Source organism: Microbacterium sp. NPDC019599 (assembly GCF_040632175.1).
Lineage (GTDB): Bacteria > Actinomycetota > Actinomycetes > Actinomycetales > Microbacteriaceae > Microbacterium.
Genome location: NZ_JBEYBL010000001.1, coordinates 737722 through 758849, shown reverse-complemented (window position 1 = coordinate 758849; position 21128 = coordinate 737722). Strand labels below are relative to the sequence as shown.

Here is a 21128-nt window from a genome sequence, read left to right as displayed (position 1 = left end):
CGCCGAGGGTGTCGCCGATGTCGCGACTCATCCGTCAACGATCACGCGCAAGATCCGCGCGATCAGCTGTCAACGATGTCGTGACGCCAGACACCCCCTCGCGCACAGAATGAAGCAGGGCCCCCGACCGGGGGCCCTGCTTCATTTCGTTCCGCTCACTCCTCGGGAGTCGGGGGCGCAGGCTCCGCCGGCCGTGCGGCGCGCCGCGCGCGGCGCCGCTTCACGAGCCGGATGACGCCCCACACGATGAGCGCGACGACGGCGGCCACGGCGAGCCACGGGATGATGAAGCCCAGTGCGATCACGATGCCGTTGAGCGTCGCGACGAGCCCGTTCCAGCCCGCGACGAGCCCGTCCGCGAAGCCCGCGGGATCCGCCTCGACCGGCTCGGTGTGCGGCACGAGCGTCACGGTGAGCGTCGACATCGCGACCTGGTCCTCGAGTGACTCGAGCTGCTGCTGGTACGACTCGAGCGTGGCCTGACGCTCGGCCAGCGCCGATTCGGCCGCGATCAGGTCCGACAGGTCGCCGGCCTGCGACATGAGCTCCAGGAGCCGGTCGACGGATGCCTGCGCCGCGTCGATGCGCGCCTGCAGGTCGATCGTCTGCTCGGTCACGTCCTGCCGGTTGATCGAGGATGCCGTCACCTCGCCGAGCCCGGAGAGCTCGTCCACGACGGCACTGAGCTCATCGGCGGGCACCCGCACCGAGATCCACGCCCCGTCCGGAGAGGGGTAGGGGTACGGATAGGTGCTGTCGTACACGACCCCCGGCTCGATGGGGTAGACCTGGCCGCTCTGGCCGATGCTCATCGACTCGACGTAGCCGCCGTGCGCCTCGGCGGATGCGGCGATGTCCGATGCCGCCTGCGTGACATCGTCGACGACGACCGTCGCGGATGCCGTCGTGATGATGTCGCGGTCGGCAGCGGCATCCGAGCCTGCGACGGACGACTCGTCGAGGAACCCGGTGTCGCGCCCGCTCTCCTCCGTGGCGGCGCCGCCGTCGGTCACGAGGCTGTCGGGACCGGCAGGCGCCGAACCGGCGCTGTCGGCCGATTCCCCGGCTCCGCCGCCGACGAGGGGCACGACCATGGGCGAGATGAAGGCGGCGACCACGACGACGGCGGCAGCGGCCGCCCCGCCGATCCACCAGCGGCCGCGACGGGCGCGTCGCGCGTCGCGATCTCGGCCGATGGCGGCGAAGAGAGACTCCTCGATCTCGGCGATCCGCTCCTCGGGCAGGTCGGGAAGGTCTTCGACGGGGTCGGTGACGGGCGCCTCGTCGTGCGGCGTGTTCATGTGCTCTCCTTGACAGTCGTCCGCAGGCGCGTGCGGATGCGGGAGAGACGATTGCGGACCACTCCGTGCGCGACGCCGAGCTCGTCGGCGGCGGCCTGGTAGGCGTAGCCCTGCGCGGCGCAGAGCCGGAAGATCTCGCGGTCGAGGGGGCTGAGCCCCTCCACGGCGCGCAGGATGCGCTCCGCGAGATCGTCGTCGATGACCTGCTGCTCGACGTCGACCGTCGAAGGCAGGGTCTCGTCCGCCTCGCCGGCCGTGCGCTCGCGGTCGCGACGCTGGCGACGGATGCGGTTGGCGGCCTGCAGGCGGCAGATCGTCGCGAGCCAGGGGAGGAGCGAATCCCCCGCGAGCTCGAAGCCGCGCAGCTTGCGCCACGCGGCCAGGAACGTCTCCTGCGTCACGTCCTCCGCGTCTGCCGCATTGCCCACGAGTCCATGGGCGATCCAGTACACGGGCCGCACGTAGGCGCGGTAGAGCGCGCGGAAAGCATGCTCGCTGCCTTCGGCGGCCGCGCGCACGAGCGCGGCGTCCGTTCCATCGATCTCGGTCATCCACCGTCCGTCCGGCGAGGTCTGCGCCTCATTGTCTCTCACCCGGCAAGTGTCGGCGGGAGGCGCTTCGTCTCACGTGCGGAGGGCGCTGGAACGCGGCATCCGTCACGCCCGCGAAACCCGCATGACGGACCGGGCGGCTATCCTGAACCGAGCGAGAGGGAGTATCCCGTTCTCGCGCGTCCGTCATCACGGGGCCGCCGTCGGCTCCCGGGCGCGCGCCGCCGTGGCGGGGGAGAGACTTTCGGCCCTTTGCGACCATCCCTCCGAAAGGTTTCCATGACCTACGAGATCCCCGTCTGGTTCCAGGTCGGCGCGCTCATCGTGCTGACGCTGATCCTCATCGCCGATCTTCTGATCATCCTCAAGCGGCCGCACATCCCGTCGATGAAGGAGGCGACGCTCTGGGTCGTCTTCTACGTGACGCTGGCCCTCATCTTCGCGGGCATCCTCTACTGGGTGACCGGCAGCGCGCAGGCCATGGGCGAATTCGTCGCCGGCTGGCTCACGGAATACAGCCTGTCGATCGACAATCTGTTCGTCTTCGTGCTGATCATGGCCCAGTTCGCTGTGCCGAGGCGCTACCAGCAGGAAGTGCTCATGGTGGGCATCATCATCGCCCTCATCCTGCGCGCGATCTTCATCATGCTCGGCGCGGCACTGATCGAGAGCTTCAGCTGGATCTTCTACGTCTTCGGCGCGTTCCTGGTCTTCACAGCGTGGCGGCAGGCATTCCCCAAGGCGCACGAGAACGACGCCGAGGCCGAGGCGGGCATCGTGCGGTTCATGCGCCGCTTCGTCGACATCAGCGACCACTACGACGGCGCGAAGCTGCGCACCGTCGTCGACGGAAAGAAGATCTTCACGCCGATGATCCTCGTGTTCGTCGCGATCGGGTTCACCGACCTCATCTTCGCGATCGACTCGATCCCCGCGATCTTCGGCATCACCCAGAGCCCGTTCATCGTCTTCACCGCCAACCTCTTCGCGCTCATGGGCCTGAGGCAGCTGTACTTCCTCCTCGGGGGACTCCTCGACAAGCTCAAGTACCTGCACTACGGCATCGCGTTCATCCTCGGCTTCATCGGCGTCAAGCTGTTCTTCCACGCCCTGCATGTCAACGAACTTCCGTTCATCAACAACGGCGAGCCCGTCGAATGGGCGCCCGAGATCTCGACGTGGACCTCACTGCTCGTGATCATCCTGTCGATGGCCGTCGCGACGATCGCGAGCCTCATCTCGTCGTCGCGCGAGAAGAAGGCTGCGAACGCCGAGGCCGCGGCCGCCGTCGTCGCCGACGAGAAGGGCACACCGCCCACCGTCCAGCAGCCGGCCAGCCCCGACGACAGGCACTGACGGGCGTCACGCGCGCCGAGCGATCCGCACCCGGTGGTAACCTGGCCGGGTGCGGATCGCTCGCCTTCTCCTTAGCGGCCGCGACGAGATCTCGTTCTGAGCCCCTCCTCGTCGCGGAGTCCGTTGCGGGCTTGATCCCCCATCCGAGGAGAACGACAGAGCAATGAGCACCCCCGTTTCCGATGCCTTTCCGCTGAGCGGTGACGACGCGTCCGGCATCCCCGATCGTCCGCGCACGCTCGCCGAGAAGGTCTGGGACGACCACCTCGTCGTCAAGGGCGAGAACGGCGAGCCGGACCTCATCTACATCGACCTGCACCTCGTCCACGAGGTGACGAGCCCGCAGGCCTTCGACGGCCTGCGCGCCGAGGGTCGTCCCGTGCGGCGCCTGGACCTCACGATCGCGACGGAGGACCACAACACTCCGACGCTCGACATCGACAAGCCCATCGCCGACCTCACGAGCCGCACCCAGATCGAGACCCTGCGCCGCAACGCCGACGAGTTCGGCGTGCGCCTGCACTCGCTGGGCGACAAGGAGCAGGGCATCGTCCACGTCGTGGGTCCGCAGCTCGGCCTCACAATGCCCGGGATCACCGTCGTGTGCGGCGACTCGCACACCTCGACGCACGGCGCGTTCGGCGCGATGGCGTTCGGCATAGGCACGAGCGAGGTCGAGCACGTCCTGGCCACCCAGACGCTGCCGCTCAAGCCCTTCAAGACCATGGCGATCACGGTCGAGGGCGAGCTGAAGCCCGGCGTCACCGCGAAGGACGTCGTGCTCGCGATCATCGCCAAGATCGGCGCCAACGGCGGCCAGGGCTACGTGCTCGAGTTCCGCGGAAGCGCGATCCGCTCCCTCTCGATGGAGGGGCGCATGACGATCTGCAACATGTCCATCGAGGCGGGTGCGCGGGCCGGCATGGTCGCGCCCGACGACACCACCTTCGAGTACGTCAAGGGCCGCGCGCACGCGCCCCAGGGGCAGGATTGGGAGGATGCTGTCGCCTACTGGCGCACCCTTCCCAGCGACGAGGGCGCCGTGTACGACGCCGAGGTCTTCCTCGACGCGAACGAGCTCGAGCCGTTCGTCACGTGGGGCACCAACCCCGGCCAGGGGGTCTCGCTGTCGGACGTCGTCCCGGACCCCGACTCGTTCGAGGACCCGAACGAGCGCGCCGCCGCGGAGCGCGCGCTGGAGTACATGGACCTCGCCGCGGGCACGCCCCTCAAGGACGTTCCCGTGGATGCCGTCTTCATGGGCTCGTGCACCAACAGCCGCATCGAGGACCTGCGGGCGTTCGCGTCGGTCGTCCGGGGCCGGACGAAGGCACCGGGAGTGCGCGTCATGGTCGTGCCCGGCTCGGCGCGCGTCCGCCTCGAGGCCGAGGCCGAGGGCCTCGACAAGGTCTTCGAGGACTTCGGCGCCGAATGGCGCTTCGCCGGGTGCTCCATGTGCCTCGGCATGAACCCCGACCAGCTCGCCCCGGGGGAGCGGTGCGCCTCGACGTCGAACCGCAACTTCGAGGGCCGGCAGGGCAAGGGCGGACGCACGCACCTCGTCTCGCCGCTCGTCGCGGCCGCGACGGCCGTCCGCGGAACGCTCTCCAGCCCGAGCGATCTCGAGGAGTCGATCCCCGAGCTTGTCGAGGGGTCGAACGGAGGGATCGCCTGACATGGACAAGTTCACGACTCACACCGGCATCGCCGCTCCGCTGCGCCGCTCCGCCGTCGACACCGACCAGATCATCCCGGCGGTGTACCTCAAGCGCGTCACCAAGACGGGCTTCGACGACGCGCTGTTCGCCAGCTGGCGTCAGGACCCCGAGTTCGTCCTCAATCAGCCCGCCTACCAGGGTGCGTCGATCCTCGTGGCCGGTCCCGACTTCGGCACGGGCTCGAGCCGCGAGCACGCCGTCTGGGCCCTGCGCGACTTCGGCTTCAAGGTCGTCCTCTCGACGCGCTTCGCCGACATCTTCCGCGGCAACGCCGGCAAGCAGGGTCTCGTGACCGGCGTCATCTCCGAGGCCGACCTCGCCGCGATCTGGGACGCGATCGAGGCGGAGCCCGGCATCCCGATGACCGTCGACCTCGAGTCGCGCACCGCCTCCGTGGGGAGTCTGCGGGTCGCTTTCGAGATCGACGATTACACTAGGTGGCGCCTTCTCGAGGGTCTCGACGACATCGGACTGACGCTGCGCAACGAGGACAGGATCGCCCAGTTCGAGGCCCGACGTGAGGCGTGGCGGCCTCGCACGCTTCCCGTTCCGTAAGCTAAGACGTTCCCGCCCAGCGTGGCAGAGCCCCAACAGGGCGCCGCGCGTGCTCGACACGAACAAGTGAGGTCCCACCGGATGAACACACTCCTCAGCGACTCGGCGCATCCGAAGACGGGAGCCAAGGAACTGTCCGGCGACACGATCGCGATCCGCGGCGGCCGTCCCCTCACGGGCCGGGTCGAGGTCAAGGGCGCGAAGAACCTCGCGACGAAGGCGATGGTGGCGGCTCTCCTCGGAGAGACGACGAGCATCCTGCGCGACGTCCCGGACATCAGCGACGTGCAGGTCGTGCGCTCGCTCCTCGAAGTGCACGGCGTGAGCGTCGTGGACGGTGAGGAGGACGGCGTCCTGCATCTCGACCCGAGCGGCGCCGTGTCGGCCCACATGGAGGAGATCGACGCCCACGCGGGAGCATCCCGCATCCCGATCCTCTTCTGCGGGCCCTTGCTGCACCTGCTGGGGCAGGCGTTCATCCCCGACCTCGGCGGCTGCCGCATCGGCGACCGCCCGATCGACTTCCACCTCGACGCGCTGCGCTCCTTCGGCGCCGTCGTCGAGAAGCTCCCCAGCGGCATCCGCCTGTCGGCCCCCGAGGGCCTGCACGGCGCCGACATCGAGCTGCCCTACCCGAGCGTCGGCGCGACGGAGCAGGTCCTGCTGACCGCGGTCCGCGCGCGGGGCACGACCGAGCTGCGCAACGCGGCGATCGAGCCCGAGATCATGGACCTCATCGCGGTGCTGCAGAAGATGGGCGCCATCATCTCCTACGAGCCGAACCGGGTGATCCTCATCGAGGGCGTCCCGAATCTGCGCGGCTACGACCACCGCTGCATCTTCGACCGCAACGAGGCCGCCTCGTGGGCCTGTGCGGCGCTCGCGACCGACGGCGACATCTTCGTCGGCGGCGCCAAGCAGCAGGAGATGCTCACGTTCCTCAACGTCTTCCGCAAGGTCGGCGGCTGGTTCGAGGTGCACGAGGACGGCATCCAGTTCCGCCGCGGCGGTCCGCTCAAGCCCGTCGTCGTCGAGACGGACGTGCACCCGGGCTTCATGACGGACTGGCAGCAGCCGCTCATCGTCGCGCTGACCCAGGCGCAGGGCGAGTCGATCGTCCACGAGACGGTCTACGAGAACCGCTTCGGCTTCACGCAGGCGCTCGTGCAGATGGGCGCAGACATCGTCGTGCACCACAACGGTCTCGAAGGCGGCGCCCGGCGGGTCCCTCGACGCGAGCTCGAGCAGGCCGCGGTCATCACGGGCCCGTCGCCGCTCCACGGCGCCGACATCGTCGTCCCCGACCTGCGCGGCGGCTACAGCCACGTGATCGCCGCCCTGGCGGCCGACGGCGAGTCCGTCGTGCGCAACGTCGGAATCATCCGCCGCGGCTACGAGAAGCTGTTCGCCAAGCTCGACGCGCTCGGCGCCGACTTCGACGTCATCGAGTAGGCCGTGGCCACGCCCTCGCCACGGCTGCGTGCCGGGACCGACAAGTCGCGGCCGAGCGTCTTCTGGCCGCTCGCCGTCGTCATCGCGCCCCTCATCGCACTCGTCTTCAAGCTCGAGATCGAGGGCGCGGAGAACCTGCCCCGAGAGGGCGCCTACGTCCTCGCGCCCAACCACTACTCGGAGTCCGACCCGCTTGCGGTCGCCCTCGCGGTCTGGAAGGCCGGTCGCGCTCCGCGGTTCATGGCCAAGGAGTCGCTCTTCCGCGTCCCCGTGCTGGGATGGATCCTGCGGATCACCGGAATGGTGCCCGTCGCCCGCTCGTCGTCCGCGGCCTCCGCGCGGGCGACCCTCGAGACGTCCGAGACGCTCGTCGAGAACGGCCGCGGAGTGATCGTCTACCCGGAGGGCACGCTCACCCGCGACCCCGGGATGTGGCCCATGCGCGGCAAGACGGGTGCCGTCCGCCTCGCGCTGGCAGGCGACATCCCGCTCGTCCCGATGGCGCAGTGGGGCTGCCAGGCGGTCCTGCCGCGCTACGGCAAGCTCAAGCTGTGGCCTCTCCGCCGCCCCGTGCGCGTCCTCATCGGCAAGCCCGTCGACCTCTCGGCCTTCCGCGCGGAGGGCCAGGCGCCGAACCTCATCGCAGCGACCGACGCCGTCATGGCGGACATCGCGCAGCTTCTCTCGGTCATCCGCGACGAGCCGGCGCCTGCCGAGCGCTGGAACCCGAGCGACCACGGGCAGAAGGAGACGGGACGCCTTGAGCCGTAGGGGGGAGCCGCTCGTCCGCGTCGCCGTCGTCGGGGCCGGCAGCTGGGGCACGACGTTCGGCAAGATCCTCGCCGACGGCGGGGCACACGTCACGATGTGGGCGCGCCGGGCCGAGCTCGCGCACGAGATCGACGAGGCCAAGCGCAACAGCCAGTACCTGCCCGGCATCAACCTGCCGCGCGAGATGACGGCGACGCACCATCTGTCCGAGGCACTCGAGGGCGCGGACCAGGTCTACCTCTCGGTGCCGAGCCAGACCCTCCGCGAGAACCTCAAGGCGGTCCGGCCGCTCGTCGCGAAGACGGACGTGCCGATCGTCTCGCTCATGAAGGGCGTCGAGCGCCGCACGGGCCTGCGCATGAGCCAGGTCATCCAGCAGGAGCTCGACTGCGATCCGTCGCGCATCGCCGTGGCGTCCGGTCCCAACCTCGCGCTCGAGATCGCTCGCGAGCAGCCGACCGCCGCCGTCATCGCCTCGACGAGCCAGGAGACGGCGGATGCTGTCGCCCGACGTGCCCGCAACCGCTACTTCCGCTCCTTCGTCAACACCGACGTCATCGGCACGGAGTTCGGCGGCGTCCTCAAGAACCTCATCGCCGTCGCCATCGGCATCGTCGACGGCGTCGGCTACGGCGAGAACACGAAGGCCTCGATCATCACGCGCGGCCTCGTCGAGATGACGGACTTCGCCGTCGCGCAGGGCGCGCACCACGAGACGCTCCAGGGCCTCGCGGGCCTCGGCGACCTCATCGCGACGTGCCAGTCGCCCTTGAGCCGCAACAACACCGCCGGGCGCCTGCTCGGGCAGGGCTACCGCTTCGACGACGTCGTCAAGCAGATGAATCAGACGGCAGAGGGCCTCGCGTCCGTCGCGCCCGTGCTGCAGCTGGCCAAGGAGGCGGGCATCGAGATGCCGATCGTCGAACAGGTCAAGCGGGTGCTGGACGGCACGATGGATCCGCGCGAGATCGCGCCCCACCTGACGACCGACGACGACGAACCGAAGGGCGAGAGGACGCAGAATGGACAAGCCGGTGGTGGCGGTGCTCTTTGGAGGTCGATCCAGCGAACACTCGATCAGCTCCGCAACAGCGGGCGGCGTCCTCCGCGCGATCAACCGTGACCGCTACAGCGTGATCCCCGTCGGGATCACGCGCGACGGCGTTTTCGTCCTCGAAGACGACGATCCCGACAAGTTCGCCCTCGACGCCGAGCGCCTCCCCGAGGTGGTCGACAACGGCACGCGCGTGCTGTGGCCCGAGGTGGGCGACCGCGAGCTGCGCGTCCGCCGCCCCGACGGCAGCGTCGACGAGCTGGGCACCCTCGACGTGGTGCTGCCGATCCTGCACGGCGTGCACGGCGAGGACGGCACCATCCAGGGCTACTTCGACACGCTCGAGATCCCGTACGCGGGCGGGGGCGTGCTCGACTCGGCGCTGTGCATGGACAAGCACTTCATGAAGATCGTGCTGCAGGCCGCCGGCGTCGCCGTCGCGCCGTGGGTGACGGTGACCAAGGCGCGCTGGGCGGCCGACGCCGCGGGCGTGCGCGCGGATGCCGCGGCACTGGGCGAGCCGATCTTCGTCAAGCCCGCCCGTGCCGGGTCGAGCGTCGGGGTCTCCAAGGTGCACGAACCCGCCGAGCTCGACGAGGCCCTCGCGCTCGCCTTCGCGGAGGACGACAAGGTGCTCATCGAGTCCGCCATCGTGGGCCGCGAGGTCGAGGTGGCCGTGCTCGAGGGCCGCAACGGCGACGGCACGCGTGCGTCGCTCCCGGGCGAGATCGTCCTGACGACCCGCGAGTTCTACGACTTCGAGGGCAAGTACCTCGGCGGCGACGGCGCCGAGGTCGTGTGCCCCGCAGAGCTGACGGATGCCGAGATCGCGGCCATCCAGGAGCTCGGCATCCGCGCGTTCGAAGCGGTGGACGGGCGTGGTCTCGCGCGCGTCGACTTCTTCCTGACCAGCGAGGGCCTCTTCGTCAACGAGCTCAACACGATGCCGGGCTTCACCCCGATCTCGATGTTCCCGAAGTGCTGGCTCGCGTCGGGCATGACGTATCCCGAGCTCATCTCGGAGCTCGTGGACATCGCGCTCGAGCGCGCGGCCTGATCAGCCCGACGACTCCTGCTCGTCCAGCGGCGCCTCGGGTGCCGTGCACTCGGCATCCTTCGGCAGCTGCGACACGGCCTGCCGGACGTCGTCGAGGGCCTCGTTGGGTGACACGACCTCGTTGTCGACGTACAGCTCGACGGCGGGCGTGCGCCCGTACGTCGTGAGTCGGTAGTTCGGCGCCTCCGACTCGTCGACGAGCCAGTCCACGCCGCCCACGGTGATGCAGCGCAGCGTCGACGGTCCCGGCGGCTCCAGCCCGCAGGTGAGGAGGACCGCCGTCGGGTCGCCCCACGCGCCGGTCGCCTGCGCATCCGTCCACCGGCGCTCCTGGCCGTCGACGGCGTCGGGGAGCCGCACGATGACGTCGGCGCACCGCGGATCGTTCGCGAGGGCCGCGGGCTGCATCGACACCGTCGTGCTGCACCCCGCGAGGGCGAGCATCAGAACGGCGGACGACGCCACCGCGAGTCGGCGCGATCGGGAGGGGCGGGGCACTCATCAAGGGTAACCAGGCGACGGGACGCCTCCGACCGCGCGGGTAGCCTGGACGGATGACCGCTCAGGCCGACCCCGCCGTCGGAACCCTCTCGGAGGCGACCGTGCTGCGGGCGATCCGGGAGCGCCTCGGCGCATCGTCGGCCCTCGTGGGCCCGGGGGATGACGCCGCGGTCGTCGCCGCGCCGGACGGGCGCGTCGTCGCGACGACCGACACGCTCGTGCACGGCCCGGACTTCCGGCTCGCATGGTCCTCGGCATCCGATCTGGGCTGGAAGGCCGCCGCCGTAAACCTCGCCGACATCGCGGCGATGGGCGCGCGGCCCACGGCGCTGTTCGTGGCGCTCGCGATGCCCGACGACACGCGCCTGTCGTTCGTCGAGGGCCTCGCCGAAGGCCTGCGCGCCGCGTGCGACGCCCTGGCTCCCGGCTGCGCCGTGGAGGGCGGCGACCTCACGGTCTCCGACACCCTCACGATCGCCGTCACCGCGCTCGGATCCCTCGACGGTCGCGCCCCGGTCCTCCGCTCCGGCGCCCGGCCGGGCGACGTCGTCGCCCTCGCCGGCGATCTCGGCCGTGCGGCGCGGGGCCTCGCGATCCTCTTCGGAAGATTCCGGGATGCCGCGGGCACGCCGGTCCCCGTCGATCCGGCCGCGGTGAGCCCCGACGAGGCGGCGGACCTCGGCGCGCAGCTGCGTCCCTCTCCGCCGCTCGCCCTCGGGCCCCTCGCCGCCGAGGCGGGTGCGACGGCGCTCATGGACGTGTCGGACGGGCTCGTGCTCGACGCGACGCGGATGGCCGAGGCATCCCGCGTCACCGTCGCGCTCGACGCCGCGGCCGTGGGACCTGAGCCGGCGCTCAGCGGGGGCGAGGACCACGGCCTGCTCGCGACCTTCCCGCCTGCCGTCGCGCTGCCGGAGGGGTTCCGCGCGATCGGCCGCGTCGAAGGCGCGGGGACGGCGCCGGTCCTCGTGGACGGGCAGGCGCCGGGCGGACGCGGCGGCTGGGATCCCTACCGGGACTGGGACTCTGCCCGCGGCTGATCCGACGCTCGGACGCCGCTGCTCGGGTGTCTGCGAGGGCCGCTAGGCTCGCGCCGATGACTCACCTGCTTCCGCGCTCCCGTCCCCAGGCTCAGGGCGTGCCCGCTGCCGCGATCGCCCGCTTCGTCCGCGCGCTCGATGACATCCCGCACGTGCACACCCTGACCATCGCCCGTCACGGACACGTCGTCGCCGAGTTCGCGAGGCCGCCGTACGAGCGTGACGCGCCGCACGCGCTGTACTCCGTGAGCAAGAGCTTCACCGCGATCGCCGTGGGGCTCGCGATCGATGAACGCCGATTCGGACTGGACGATCGCGTCGTGGATCTCCTCGCGGACCTCGTGCCGCAGCATCCGTCGCCCCGTCTCGAGGCGCTGCGCGTCCGGCACCTGCTCACGATGACGACGGGGCACGATGCCGAGCCGTGGGCGGAGGACGACGACTGGGCGCGCGGCATCCTGACGGCGGAGCTCGCGTTCGAGCCGGGCACTCACTGGCTGTACAACACACCCGCAACGCATCTCCTGTCGCAGATCGTGCAGACCCGCACGGGGGAGCGCCTCCTGGACTACCTCACCCCGCGCCTGTTCGAGCCGCTCGGCATCGTCGCGCCGACGTGGCTGCAGAACCCGGTCGGGGTGGACGCGGGCGGCTTCGGTCTGTCGCTGCGCGTCGAGGAGCTCGCCGCGTTCGGCCAGCTGCTCCTCCAGCGGGGCCGCTGGAACGACCGGCAGCTCGTGCCCGCGGAGTGGATCGATCAGGCCACGAGCCGGCAGGTCGCCAACGGCACGCCGTCGGGGACGTCGGACTGGGACCAGGGATACGGCTTCCAGTTCTGGATGTGCCGGCACGGCGCGTACCGCGCCGACGGCGCGTTCGGCCAGTACGTCGTCGTCCTGCCCGAGCACGACGCCGTCGTCACGATGACGGGCGGCCTCGCCGACATGGCGCTGCCGCTCGAGGCGCTGTGGGAAATCGTCCTGCCCGCACTCGACACGGTCGGGGAGGACGCCGAGGTCCCCGCGCCGCGACCCATCGCGCCCAGCGGCGGCGAGCGGCGCGACATCGAGGCGGCCTTCGAGTACGACGGGCCGATCCGCCGTCTCTGTGTCTCGGCGACGGTCCTCGAGATCGACGGGCTCGAGCTGCGCTTCGCGCCGGACGGGTGGGTCGTGGGATCAGCAGGGCCCCTGCTGCACCGCAACCGGGTGTACGGCGATCACGTCGCCCTGTCGGGCGGGTGGCAGGCAGACACGTTCGTCGCCCTCCTGCGCGCGCTGGAGGATGCTGTCACCTTCCGCCTGGAGCTGACGTCGGAGGGCCGCCTGACGATCACGCGCGATGTGGGCTTCGAAGGCACCCATGTGTGGGAGGGCGCCCCGTCGGCCGAGCCGGATCAGTCCGGGTCGGCCGCCGTCGACCACCACAGCGTCGTGTCGCCGTAGCGCTTCGACCGTCCCGCGACGAGGCCGTCGGGCAGCACCGGCTCGGGGGAGCGGCCGGCGCGCTCGACGATCACGGTCGCATCGGGCGCGAGTCTCGGAACGAGCAGCTCCAGGGCGGCGGTGAGATCGGCATCCGACACGTCGTACGGGGGGTCGAGGAACACGATGTCGAACGGACCGCGGGGCGCGCGCAGGTAGGCGGCGACGGACATCCGGTGCACGTCGATGCGAGCATCCCGCCCCACCGACCGGGCGACCTTTGCGGCGTTGCGCTGCACGACGGATGCCGCGCGCGGCGACTTCTCGACGAGGTCGGCGCTTGCCGCGCCCCGGCTGATGGCCTCGAGCCCGAGCGCACCGGAGCCCGCATAGAGGTCGAGGACGGCGGCGCCGCGCAGGACGTCGGCGGACTCGAGCGCCCCGAAGAGGGACTCGCGCACGCGGTCGCTCGTCGGGCGCGTGCCTGCGTCCGGGACCTCGAGGGGGATGGAACCCGCCCGGCCGGCGATGATGCGCGTCACGGTCCCACCCTACAAACCACGCGTCCGGGGCCGTGTCTAGAGTGGACGCATGCCCGGCCACGCCCTCGAGTCCCGCCTCGACGGCGCCGTCGGCGGCAAGACGGCCTCGGCGCTGGACCGAGCGTTCGGCATGAAGACCGTCGGGGATCTGCTGTCGCACTACCCGCGGCGGTACGCGCGGCGCGGTGAGCTCACGCCCATCTCGTCGCTGCCGATCGGCGAGCCCGTGACGATCGTCGCCGAGGTGCGCCGCGCGAGCGAGCGCCGCATGCAGAACCGCAAGGGCTCGATCCTCGAGGTCGTCATCAGCGACGGGCACGGCGACCTGTCCCTCACCTTCTTCAACCAGTCGTGGCGCATCAAAGACCTGCATCCGGGACGCCGCGGGATCTTCGCGGGCAAGGTCGGCGAGTACAAGGGGACGAAGCAGCTCGCGCACCCCGACTACGAGCTGTTCGAGGACGAGGACACGGCGCGCCTGAACGCTCAGGCGTACGCGAACCTGCCGATCCCGATCTACCCCGCGACGAGCTCCGTGGCCAGCTGGCAGTTCAAGAAGATCGTCGACCTCGTCCTGGATGCGCTCGGGCCCGTGAGCGACCCGCTCCCCGAGACGCTGCGCGCCCGGCACAGCCTGCTCGACGCGCGTACGGCGATCGAGCGCATCCACCGTCCCGACTTCGAGGACCAGATCGAGCAGGCGCGCGAGACGCTGCGGTGGCAGGAGGCGTTCGTCCTGCAGTCGGCGCTCCTGCAGCAGCGGCAGTTCGTGCGCGCACTGTCGGCCGCCAAGCGGTCGCCCGGCCCCCTGCTCGAGCGCTTCGATGCGACGCTTCCCTTCGCGCGGACGCCCGACCAGGTGACGGTCGGCGCCGAGATCGAGCGCGACCTGCAGGGCGATTGGCCCATGAACCGGCTCGTGCAGGGTGAGGTGGGCTCGGGCAAGACGCTCGTCGCGCTGCGGGCGATGCTGCAGGTCGCCGAGAGCGGCGGCCAGTCCGCGCTCATCGCGCCGACCGAGGTGCTCGCGGCCCAGCATGTCCGCTCCATCGCCCGGATGCTGGGACCCCAGCTCGCCCCCGAGCTCATGCCGACGCTGCTGACGGGTCAGCTCCCGGCCGCCGAGCGCCGCAAGGCGGCGCTGCGCGTCGCGGCCGGTCAGGCCCGCATCGTCGTGGGCACGCACGCGCTCCTGAGCGCCTCGACGACCTTCGCCGACCTCGGACTCGTCGTCGTGGACGAGCAGCACCGGTTCGGCGTCGAGCAGCGCGAATCGCTGCGCGCGAAGGGGTCGTCGCCGCACGCGCTCGTCCTGACGGCCACGCCGATCCCGCGCACCGTCGCGATGACGGTGTTCGGCGACCTCGACGTCTCCACGATCCGCACGATGCCCGAGGGGCGTGCCGGCATCCAGACGTTCGTCGCACCGCTCGCCGAGAAGCCCGGCTGGTTCGCCCGCGTGTGGGATCGCATCGCGGAGGAGGTCGCGCAGGGCCGGCAGGCCTTCGTCGTGTGCGCCGCGATCGACGCCGAGGCGGCGACGAAGGACGACACGGCCGACGAGCCCGTCGAACCCGACGCGTCGACGCGCACGCGCTGGGGGGTCGTGCAGGCGGCGGAGCTCCTTGCGCGGCAGCCCGCGTATGACAGCATCCGGGTCGAGGTCCTCCACGGGCGCATGCCGTCCGACGAGAAGGATGCCGTCATGCAGGCCTTCGCGCGCGGCGACATCGACGTGCTCGTCGCGACGACGGTCGTGGAGGTGGGCGTCGACGTGCCGAACGCCTCGACGATGGCGATCCTGGAGGCCGACCGCTTCGGCGTGTCGCAGCTGCATCAGCTGCGCGGGCGCGTGGGCCGCGGCGGCGTCCCCGGACTGTGCCTGCTCGTGACCGAGGCGCCCGCGGGCACGTCGGCGCGTGCCCGCGTCGACGCCGTCGCCGCGACGCTCGACGGCTTCGAGCTCGCCGAGGTCGACCTCGAGCTGCGCGGTGAGGGCGACGTCCTCGGTGACGCGCAGTCGGGCGTGCGCTCGTCGCTTCGTCTGCTGCGGGTCGTCAAGGACGCCGATCTCATCGCGGAGTCGCGCGAGGCCGCGCAGCGCGTGCTCGACGAGGACCCGACGCTGCGCCGGCACGCCGAGCTCGCCGCCGCGATCGAGCGCCGCGTCGGCATGCAGGAGCGCGCCGCGCTCGCGAAGAATTGACGCGACGCGGGGCCGCAGGCCCGCCCCGTTAGGCTGAACCACATGAGCAACCGGATCGCCGTCGTCCCCGGATCGTTCGACCCGCCCACGCTCGGGCACCTGGACGTCATCCGTCGCGCCGCGAGGCTCTACGACCAGCTTCACGTGCTGGTCGTGCACAACCCGGGCAAGGAGGCCATGCTTCCGCTTGCGCAGCGGCTGACCCTCCTCGAGCAGTCGATCGCCGAGAGCGACATCGACGGCGACGTCGTCGTCGCCTCGTGGAGCATGGGCCTCCTCGTCGACTACGCGACGGACGTCGGAGCCGGCGTGCTCGTCAAGGGCATCCGGTCGCAGGTCGATGTCGCGTACGAGACGCCCATGGCGATCGTGAACCGCCACCTCGCCCATGTCGAGACGGTCTTCCTGCTTCCCGATCCCGCGCACGCGCTCGTCTCGAGCTCGCTCGTGCGGCAGGTCGCGTCGCTCGGAGGCGACGTCTCGCCCTTCGTGCCGCCCGCCGTCGCCCGGTTCCTCGGGACCCCCGCCGAGCTCTGACGATATCCCCGCCGAACTCTGACACGATCCTCGGCGCCGGGCGGACGCGCAGTCGCCCGCCGGTAGCATGGACGACCGTGAGAACTCGCCACAACGGACCCTTCGACATCCCCGTCCGCGACATCGTCCGCCGACCGGGGGAGATGCGCGAGCACTCGTTCGAGGTCTCCGCGCCGGCCAAGTGGGGCGAGGGACTCGTCTCGGTGGCCGAGGGCGAGCCTGTCGCCGTGGAAGTGCGCCTGGAGTCGGTGCACGAGGGCATCCTCGTGACGGCGGAGATCGATTCGAGATACACCGGCGTGTGCGGGCGGTGCCTGCGCGACATCGCCGAGCCCCTCCAAGTCGAGTTTCAGGAGCTTTTCGCGTATCCTGGAGAGGAAGCAACTGACTTCGAGGTTCAAGACGACCACGTGGATCTTGAAACTCCCGTCAGGGATGCGATCGTCCTGTCGCTTCCGTTTCAGCCGGTGTGTCAGCCGGATTGCCCCGGCCTCGATCCGGTCACGGGCGAGCGGCTGACCGCGAACACCGTCTCAGAGCAGCGCGAGCCCCTCGATCCTCGCTGGGCCGCGCTCCAGGACTACACCCCAGACCACGACGACTGAAGCACCGCGCCTCAGAGTCGAGAACACAGAAGAGAGCTAGCCATGGCAGGTAACCCCCCGAAGCGGAAGGTCTCCCGCTCCAACACTCGTTCGCGTCGCGCGCAGTGGAAGGCCGAGGCCCCCACGCTCGTCAAGACGGTCGAGAACGGCAAGGTCGTCTACAGCCGTCCGCACCAGGCGAAGGTCGTCACCGACTCGCAGGGCACCGAGCTGTTCCTCGAGTACAAGGGCCGCAAGGTCGCCGACGTCTGATCGCCTGCACGGCGACGTGACGAACGTCACTTTCGGGCGCGCAGCCGACGGACCGGCTCAGCCGGTCCTGCGCACCGCCCTCGTCGAGGAGCTCGGCGTCGAGATCGACGCCGAGCTCCTTTCGCTCGCCCTGACGCACCGCTCCTACGCGTACGAGCACGGTCAGATCCCGCACAACGAGCGCCTCGAGTTCCTCGGCGACTCCGTGCTGGGTCAGGCGGTCACCGTCCGCCTGTACACCCAGCATCCGGATCTCGACGAAGGCTCTCTCGCGAAGCGACGCGCCGCCGTCGTCTCGACCGTCGCGCTCGCCGACGTCGCACGTCGCATCGGGCTGGGCGGTCACATCCTCCTCGGCAAGGGCGAGCAGCTGACGGGCGGACGCGACAAGGACTCGATCCTCGCCGACACCGTCGAGGCCCTCATCGGCGCGACGTACCTCTCCGTGGGACCGGATGCGGCGACGGCCCTCGTGATGCGGCTCATCGAGCCGCTCTTCGCCGACCAGGACCGGTATGGCGCAGCGATGGACCCCAAGACGAGCCTTCAGGAGCTCGCGGCGCGGCGGCAGTCGCCCGCGCCCGTGTACTCCGTCGCGTCGACGGGACCCGACCACGAGCGCCGGTTCACGGCGACCGTCACGGTGGGTGAGATCAGCGCGCAAGGCGCCGGCACGAGCAAGAAGCATGCCGAGGCCGCGGCCGCCCTCGCGGCGTGGCGCATGCTCAGCGGGCGTGCCTGAGCTCCCCGAGGTCGAGGTCGTCCGCGCGGGCCTCGAGCCCGCCGTCTCGCACGCGACGGTCGTCGCGGTCACCGTCCACGACGAGCGGGCCCTGACGCGGCACGACGGCGGAGGCGCCGACTTCGAGACGGCGCTGACGGGCCGCGTCGTGGAGGGTGCCGCGCGGCGCGGCAAGTTCCTCTGGCTGCCGCTCGCCCCGCGCGACGGCGCGGCTCCCGATGAAGCCGTCGTGGGGCACCTCGGGATGAGCGGGCAGCTGCTCCTGCGCGCTCCCGGCGCGCCGGCCGAGCGCCACGAGCGCGTCCGGCTCGACATCCAGCATCCTTCCCATGGCGAACTGGCGGTCGTCTTCGCCGACCAGCGCACGTTCGGGTCGCTCGCGGTCGATCGCCTGATCCCGACGGAGGATGCCGCTCCCGGCGGCCGCGGCACGCACGCGGCCTCCGTGCCGAGCCAGGTCGCCCACATCGCGCGCGACCCGCTGGACCCCGCCTTCTCCGAGCGCGGCTTCCGCGCCGCGCTCGCGCGCAAGGACTCCGCCATCAAGCGCGTCCTGCTGGACCAGACCGTCGCGAGCGGGATCGGCAACATCTACGCCGACGAGGCGCTGTGGGCCTCGCGCATACACCCCCAGACGACGGCCCGGATGCTGTCCGCCCGCGCCGCCGGAAGGCTGCTGGCCGAGATCCGGGCGGTGCTCGAGAAGGCCCTCGCCGAGGGCGGCACGAGCTTCGATGCGCAGTACGTCAACGTCAACGGGCAGGCGGGCTACTTCGCGCACTCGCTCAACGCCTATGGACGCACGGGAGCGCCGTGCCCGCGCTGCGGCCGTCCGATCGTGCGGGTCTCGTTCATGAACCGGTCGAGCCACTTCTGCCCGCACTGCCAGAAGGCGCCCCGCGGGGCCTGACTTCTCGGTTCGTCTCCGTGGAACGTCGTCGTCGCCCGCGGAAATCGCGCGTTCGACGGAGACGAAACCCCTGGGGGCGGAAAGCTGTAGGGTGAGGCGCTCCGGCGCGGGTCAGGAGGCGGTGGCGAGGGAGTAGTCGCCGGCGGCGCAGCCGGTGACGAGCCACCCGCCCTCCACGGCGGTCGCCCGGATGCCGGTGACGCCGTCGGCCGTGACCTCGGGCTCGCGCGTGCCGGGCACCCACACCTGCAGCCCGCACGACTCCTCGGGGGCCGTGCCGGACAGCCGCAGGTCGGCACCCTCCGACTGCAGGGACGTGACCGTTCCGGGGGCGGACCGGGGGTACGCGCGGCTCAGGATCTCGAGCAGGTCGTCGCGCGGGGGAGCGTCGCCGCCTGTCGCGCAGTCCTGCACCATGAGGCCGTCGCCGGTCTCCTGGATGCCGTTCTGCGGGTCGCCGCACGCCTGCTTCCAGACCCAGTACGCGCTGCCGAGGACGTACGCGTCCTCCTCGGCGGCGTAGCGCTCGAGGCGCGCCACGCGGTCCTCGGAGTCGCCCCAGTAGCCGTACTCGCCCGACCACAGCGGCGCGTCGTACGCCTCGGCGACGCGCTCCGCGAGCTCGAACTGGCGCTCGATCCCGATGATGGGCGGGAGCCCCAGCGAACGGTCCATCGTGATGGACTCGGCGTAGAGGTGCGGCGAGAAGACGATGTTGTCGTCATCCGTGAAGCCGGGCGTCGGGCCCGCGTCGAATCCGAGCCCCGACCACAGGATGCTGGGCTCGAAGAACACGATCTGCGGAGCGCCGGCGGCACGGATGGCGGTGATGGCGCGGTCGTAGAAGCGGCCGAGCTGGTACGACGTCGTGACGGGGGCCGTCTCGCCGAAGCCGGGCTCGTTGAGCAGGTCGAATCCGGCGACGATCTGCTCGTCGCGGAAGCGCTGGGCGAGCATCGCCCACGTCTCGACGAGGGCCGACTGCACGCCGTCCGTGTCGAAGTAGAAGTTCTGGAAGGCGCGGTCGCCGGCGGGGGAGATGTCGCGCCCCGTGAAGGCGCAGCGCGGAGCGCCGTCGGTGATCGTCGCCCACTCCGGAGCGCCGTCGTAGCCCCACATGCGATCGGTCCCCGGGCGGCACTCGGTCCCCGGCGCCGTGGGGCCGTTCCACCAGCCGTCCTGGTGCATGTCGAGGACGACGTAGACGTCGTTCGCCTTCGCCCACGCGACGGCGTCCTCGATGCGGCCGAGGTACGCGTCGTCGATCTGTCCGCGCTCGGGCTCGAGCGCCGACCACGAGAAGCCGAGGCGCACGACGTTGAAGCCCTCGGCGGCGACGCCGGCGAAGTCCTTCTCGGTGAGGGCGCGGGTCGGGCTGACGTTGGCTCGCGCCTGGTAGAAGTCGACGAGCTGGTTGACGTTGACGCCGCGCAGGAGCACCTGATTGCCCTCGCCGTCCGAGATGACGTCGCCGTCGGCGCGGAGGAATCCGGCGGGGACAGCCGCAGCCTCATCCTCGGCGGCGTCGGCGGGGATCGCCGACGGCACGGCGATCGCGACGACAGCGACGACAGCGGCGATCGAGGCCGCGAGCCGCAGCGCCCGCGAAGAGCGGGTCGCGACCACGCGGTCGGCGATGAGCGCCGTGACGCCGACGACCCAGCCGAGCGCCGCGCCGAACGAGAGGCCGTCGGCCACCGCGACGTAGGTCGCCATGAGAGGCCAGAGCTCGCCCGTCCAGCCGGCGTCGACGACGAAGGCGACGACGCCCTGCACGAGGCCCATGGCACCGCCGGCGACGATCGCGGCGAGCCATCCGCCGAGGACGCCCGGGACGCGGCTGCGCATCCAGCGAAGGCACAGAGCTGTGAGGCCGGCGAGGAGCAGCATCCCGATGATGAGAGAGAGGGGTCCGCGATCGATGCGGGCGGCGGGGACGCCGGAGGCGTAGACGGCACCCGTCCACCACACCCCGGCGACGAGCGGCGCGAGGATCGCGAAGACGGCGGCACCGGGCCAGATCGACCCCGGCGCCCGGCGCGTGCGATCGACCGGGCCGCCCAGGAGGCGGGTTATCGCGGCGACGATGAGAGCCGCGGGCACGGCCTTCGCGGTGACGTACCCCGCCGCCCATGCGGCGATGCCGAGGTCCCATGTCATGACGAAGCATGCGGCGGCCTGTGCGAGCAGGACGGCCAGCGTGAAGCCCGGCACGAGGGTCCAGTAGCGGTCGCCGGCGCGCACGGCCACCCACGCCACGACCACCAGCAGCACCGGGAGGAACACGGCATAGGCCGCGAACGGCCAGACGCCCGCATCGAGCGAAGGGACGGCTCCGGACCAGCCGACGAGGGCGAGCAGCCCCGTGGGGTCGACGAGCGCCTGGACGAGGACGAGGGCGGTCATCGCGGACAGCGCGACGACGGCACGTCGGAACGGCTTCATTGCACTCCGTCGTGACGAGGATTTCGGGCCTGGAAAGCATCCGCGATCGGGCACCCGATGTCAAACCGAACGGCACTGCGTCCCAGCACATTCGAAGAGAGGGCGGATG

At 71.0% G+C, this 21128-nt stretch carries 20 protein-coding genes; 15 read left to right on the top strand and 5 right to left on the bottom strand.

Translation table 11 applies throughout. The features are described 5' to 3' along the window. Positions 1 to 155: 155 nt before the first annotated feature. Positions 156 to 1301, bottom strand: a complete 1146-nt coding sequence (locus ABZ477_RS03430; protein WP_360127841.1) for a DUF4349 domain-containing protein — start codon at positions 1299 to 1301, stop codon at positions 156 to 158. After that, a complete protein-coding gene (locus ABZ477_RS03425; RefSeq protein WP_360127838.1) occupies positions 1298 to 1852 on the bottom strand; it encodes a sigma-70 family RNA polymerase sigma factor in 555 nt (184 codons plus the stop codon). The genes ABZ477_RS03430 and ABZ477_RS03425 overlap by 4 nt, the downstream gene beginning before the upstream one ends. A 279-nt stretch (positions 1853 to 2131) precedes the next feature. On the opposite strand from ABZ477_RS03425, the gene ABZ477_RS03420 reads away from it, so the two are divergent. The 7 genes from ABZ477_RS03420 (at position 2132) to ABZ477_RS03390 (ending at position 9815) form a co-directional block, all read left to right on the top strand. Further along, positions 2132 to 3208: a TerC/Alx family metal homeostasis membrane protein gene (locus tag ABZ477_RS03420; RefSeq protein ID WP_360127835.1), complete on the top strand. Its 1077-nt coding sequence runs from the start codon at positions 2132 to 2134 to the stop codon at positions 3206 to 3208. 163 nt (positions 3209 to 3371) lie between these two features. Next, the gene (gene leuC, locus ABZ477_RS03415; protein ID WP_360127832.1) at positions 3372 to 4883 is read left to right on the top strand and encodes a 3-isopropylmalate dehydratase large subunit; all 1512 of its coding nucleotides are present in this window, start codon (positions 3372 to 3374) and stop codon (positions 4881 to 4883) included. A 1-nt stretch (position 4884) separates the two neighbouring features. Beyond that, positions 4885 to 5481, top strand: coding sequence for a 3-isopropylmalate dehydratase small subunit (leuD, locus tag ABZ477_RS03410; RefSeq protein ID WP_360127829.1), 597 nt, complete (start codon positions 4885 to 4887; stop codon positions 5479 to 5481). Positions 5482 to 5562: 81 nt separating this feature from the next. Next, positions 5563 to 6933, top strand: a complete 1371-nt coding sequence (gene murA / locus ABZ477_RS03405) for a UDP-N-acetylglucosamine 1-carboxyvinyltransferase (protein ID WP_360127826.1) — start codon at positions 5563 to 5565, stop codon at positions 6931 to 6933. Between the two features lie 3 nt (positions 6934 to 6936). After that, positions 6937 to 7704 (top strand): lysophospholipid acyltransferase family protein, encoded by a 768-nt coding sequence (locus ABZ477_RS03400; protein ID WP_360127823.1) that lies wholly within the window; start codon positions 6937 to 6939, stop codon positions 7702 to 7704. Then, a complete protein-coding gene (locus ABZ477_RS03395; RefSeq protein ID WP_360127820.1) occupies positions 7694 to 8827 on the top strand; it encodes an NAD(P)H-dependent glycerol-3-phosphate dehydrogenase in 1134 nt (377 codons plus the stop codon). The genes ABZ477_RS03400 and ABZ477_RS03395 overlap by 11 nt, the downstream gene beginning before the upstream one ends. Further along, a complete protein-coding gene (locus tag ABZ477_RS03390; RefSeq protein WP_360127817.1) occupies positions 8727 to 9815 on the top strand; it encodes a D-alanine--D-alanine ligase family protein in 1089 nt (362 codons plus the stop codon). Before ABZ477_RS03395 ends, ABZ477_RS03390 begins: the two co-directional genes overlap by 101 nt. On the opposite strand, the gene ABZ477_RS03385 is transcribed toward ABZ477_RS03390, so the two are convergent. Continuing rightward, the gene (locus tag ABZ477_RS03385) at positions 9816 to 10259 is read right to left on the bottom strand and encodes a DUF3515 family protein (RefSeq protein ID WP_360127915.1); all 444 of its coding nucleotides are present in this window, start codon (positions 10257 to 10259) and stop codon (positions 9816 to 9818) included. It abuts the gene before it with no gap. 110 nt (positions 10260 to 10369) lie between these two features. On the opposite strand from ABZ477_RS03385, the gene thiL reads away from it, so the two are divergent. Then, on the top strand, positions 10370 to 11356 hold the full coding sequence (thiL, locus tag ABZ477_RS03380) for a thiamine-phosphate kinase (protein WP_360127814.1): 987 nt from the start codon (positions 10370 to 10372) through the stop codon (positions 11354 to 11356). 56 nt (positions 11357 to 11412) lie between these two features. Next, positions 11413 to 12801 (top strand): serine hydrolase, encoded by a 1389-nt coding sequence (locus tag ABZ477_RS03375; protein ID WP_360127811.1) that lies wholly within the window; start codon positions 11413 to 11415, stop codon positions 12799 to 12801. Here the strand turns inward: ABZ477_RS03375 and rsmD are convergent. Continuing rightward, entirely contained in the window at positions 12753 to 13322 is a 570-nt protein-coding gene (gene rsmD, locus ABZ477_RS03370; protein ID WP_360127808.1) for a 16S rRNA (guanine(966)-N(2))-methyltransferase RsmD, read from the bottom strand. The two genes, ABZ477_RS03375 and rsmD, sit on opposite strands and share 49 nt — an antisense overlap. A gap of 49 nt (positions 13323 to 13371) precedes the next feature. On the opposite strand from rsmD, the gene ABZ477_RS03365 reads away from it, so the two are divergent. The 6 genes from ABZ477_RS03365 to mutM all read left to right on the top strand — a co-directional run bounded on the left by ABZ477_RS03365 (position 13372) and on the right by mutM (position 18574). Then, positions 13372 to 15528: an ATP-dependent DNA helicase RecG gene (locus ABZ477_RS03365; protein ID WP_360127805.1), complete on the top strand. Its 2157-nt coding sequence runs from the start codon at positions 13372 to 13374 to the stop codon at positions 15526 to 15528. A gap of 42 nt (positions 15529 to 15570) precedes the next feature. After that, positions 15571 to 16065 (top strand): pantetheine-phosphate adenylyltransferase, encoded by a 495-nt coding sequence (gene coaD / locus ABZ477_RS03360; protein WP_360127802.1) that lies wholly within the window; start codon positions 15571 to 15573, stop codon positions 16063 to 16065. A gap of 143 nt (positions 16066 to 16208) precedes the next feature. Continuing rightward, a complete protein-coding gene (locus ABZ477_RS03355; RefSeq protein WP_360127799.1) occupies positions 16209 to 16670 on the top strand; it encodes a DUF177 domain-containing protein in 462 nt (153 codons plus the stop codon). 42 nt (positions 16671 to 16712) lie between these two features. Further along, positions 16713 to 16922: a 50S ribosomal protein L32 gene (gene rpmF / locus ABZ477_RS03350; RefSeq protein WP_127818873.1), complete on the top strand. Its 210-nt coding sequence runs from the start codon at positions 16713 to 16715 to the stop codon at positions 16920 to 16922. A 67-nt stretch (positions 16923 to 16989) separates the two neighbouring features. Then, the gene (rnc, locus tag ABZ477_RS03345; RefSeq protein ID WP_360127912.1) at positions 16990 to 17664 is read left to right on the top strand and encodes a ribonuclease III; all 675 of its coding nucleotides are present in this window, start codon (positions 16990 to 16992) and stop codon (positions 17662 to 17664) included. Continuing rightward, positions 17657 to 18574, top strand: coding sequence for a bifunctional DNA-formamidopyrimidine glycosylase/DNA-(apurinic or apyrimidinic site) lyase (gene mutM / locus ABZ477_RS03340; RefSeq protein ID WP_360127795.1), 918 nt, complete (start codon positions 17657 to 17659; stop codon positions 18572 to 18574). The genes rnc and mutM overlap by 8 nt, the downstream gene beginning before the upstream one ends. Positions 18575 to 18685: 111 nt before the next feature. Here mutM and ABZ477_RS03335 read toward each other — a convergent pair whose 3' ends face one another. Further along, a complete protein-coding gene (locus ABZ477_RS03335; protein ID WP_360127792.1) occupies positions 18686 to 21019 on the bottom strand; it encodes a cellulase family glycosylhydrolase in 2334 nt (777 codons plus the stop codon). Between the last annotated feature and the right edge of the window lie 109 nt (positions 21020 to 21128).

Coding starts and splice junctions, on each gene's coding strand:
- ABZ477_RS03430 (WP_360127841.1), bottom strand. CDS start 1,301: ATGAACACGCCGCACGACGAGGCGCCCGTCACCGACCCCGTCGAAGAC.
- ABZ477_RS03425 (WP_360127838.1), bottom strand. CDS start 1,852: ATGACCGAGATCGATGGAACGGACGCCGCGCTCGTGCGCGCGGCCGCC.
- ABZ477_RS03420 (WP_360127835.1), top strand. CDS start 2,132: ATGACCTACGAGATCCCCGTCTGGTTCCAGGTCGGCGCGCTCATCGTG.
- leuC (WP_360127832.1), top strand. CDS start 3,372: ATGAGCACCCCCGTTTCCGATGCCTTTCCGCTGAGCGGTGACGACGCG.
- leuD (WP_360127829.1), top strand. CDS start 4,885: ATGGACAAGTTCACGACTCACACCGGCATCGCCGCTCCGCTGCGCCGC.
- murA (WP_360127826.1), top strand. CDS start 5,563: ATGAACACACTCCTCAGCGACTCGGCGCATCCGAAGACGGGAGCCAAG.
- ABZ477_RS03390 (WP_360127817.1), top strand. CDS start 8,727: ATGGACAAGCCGGTGGTGGCGGTGCTCTTTGGAGGTCGATCCAGCGAA.
- ABZ477_RS03385 (WP_360127915.1), bottom strand. CDS start 10,259: ATGCTCGCCCTCGCGGGGTGCAGCACGACGGTGTCGATGCAGCCCGCG.
- thiL (WP_360127814.1), top strand. CDS start 10,370: ATGACCGCTCAGGCCGACCCCGCCGTCGGAACCCTCTCGGAGGCGACC.
- ABZ477_RS03375 (WP_360127811.1), top strand. CDS start 11,413: ATGACTCACCTGCTTCCGCGCTCCCGTCCCCAGGCTCAGGGCGTGCCC.
- ABZ477_RS03365 (WP_360127805.1), top strand. CDS start 13,372: ATGCCCGGCCACGCCCTCGAGTCCCGCCTCGACGGCGCCGTCGGCGGC.
- coaD (WP_360127802.1), top strand. CDS start 15,571: ATGAGCAACCGGATCGCCGTCGTCCCCGGATCGTTCGACCCGCCCACG.
- ABZ477_RS03355 (WP_360127799.1), top strand. CDS start 16,209: ATGCGCGAGCACTCGTTCGAGGTCTCCGCGCCGGCCAAGTGGGGCGAG.
- rpmF (WP_127818873.1), top strand. CDS start 16,713: ATGGCAGGTAACCCCCCGAAGCGGAAGGTCTCCCGCTCCAACACTCGT.
- ABZ477_RS03335 (WP_360127792.1), bottom strand. CDS start 21,019: ATGAAGCCGTTCCGACGTGCCGTCGTCGCGCTGTCCGCGATGACCGCC.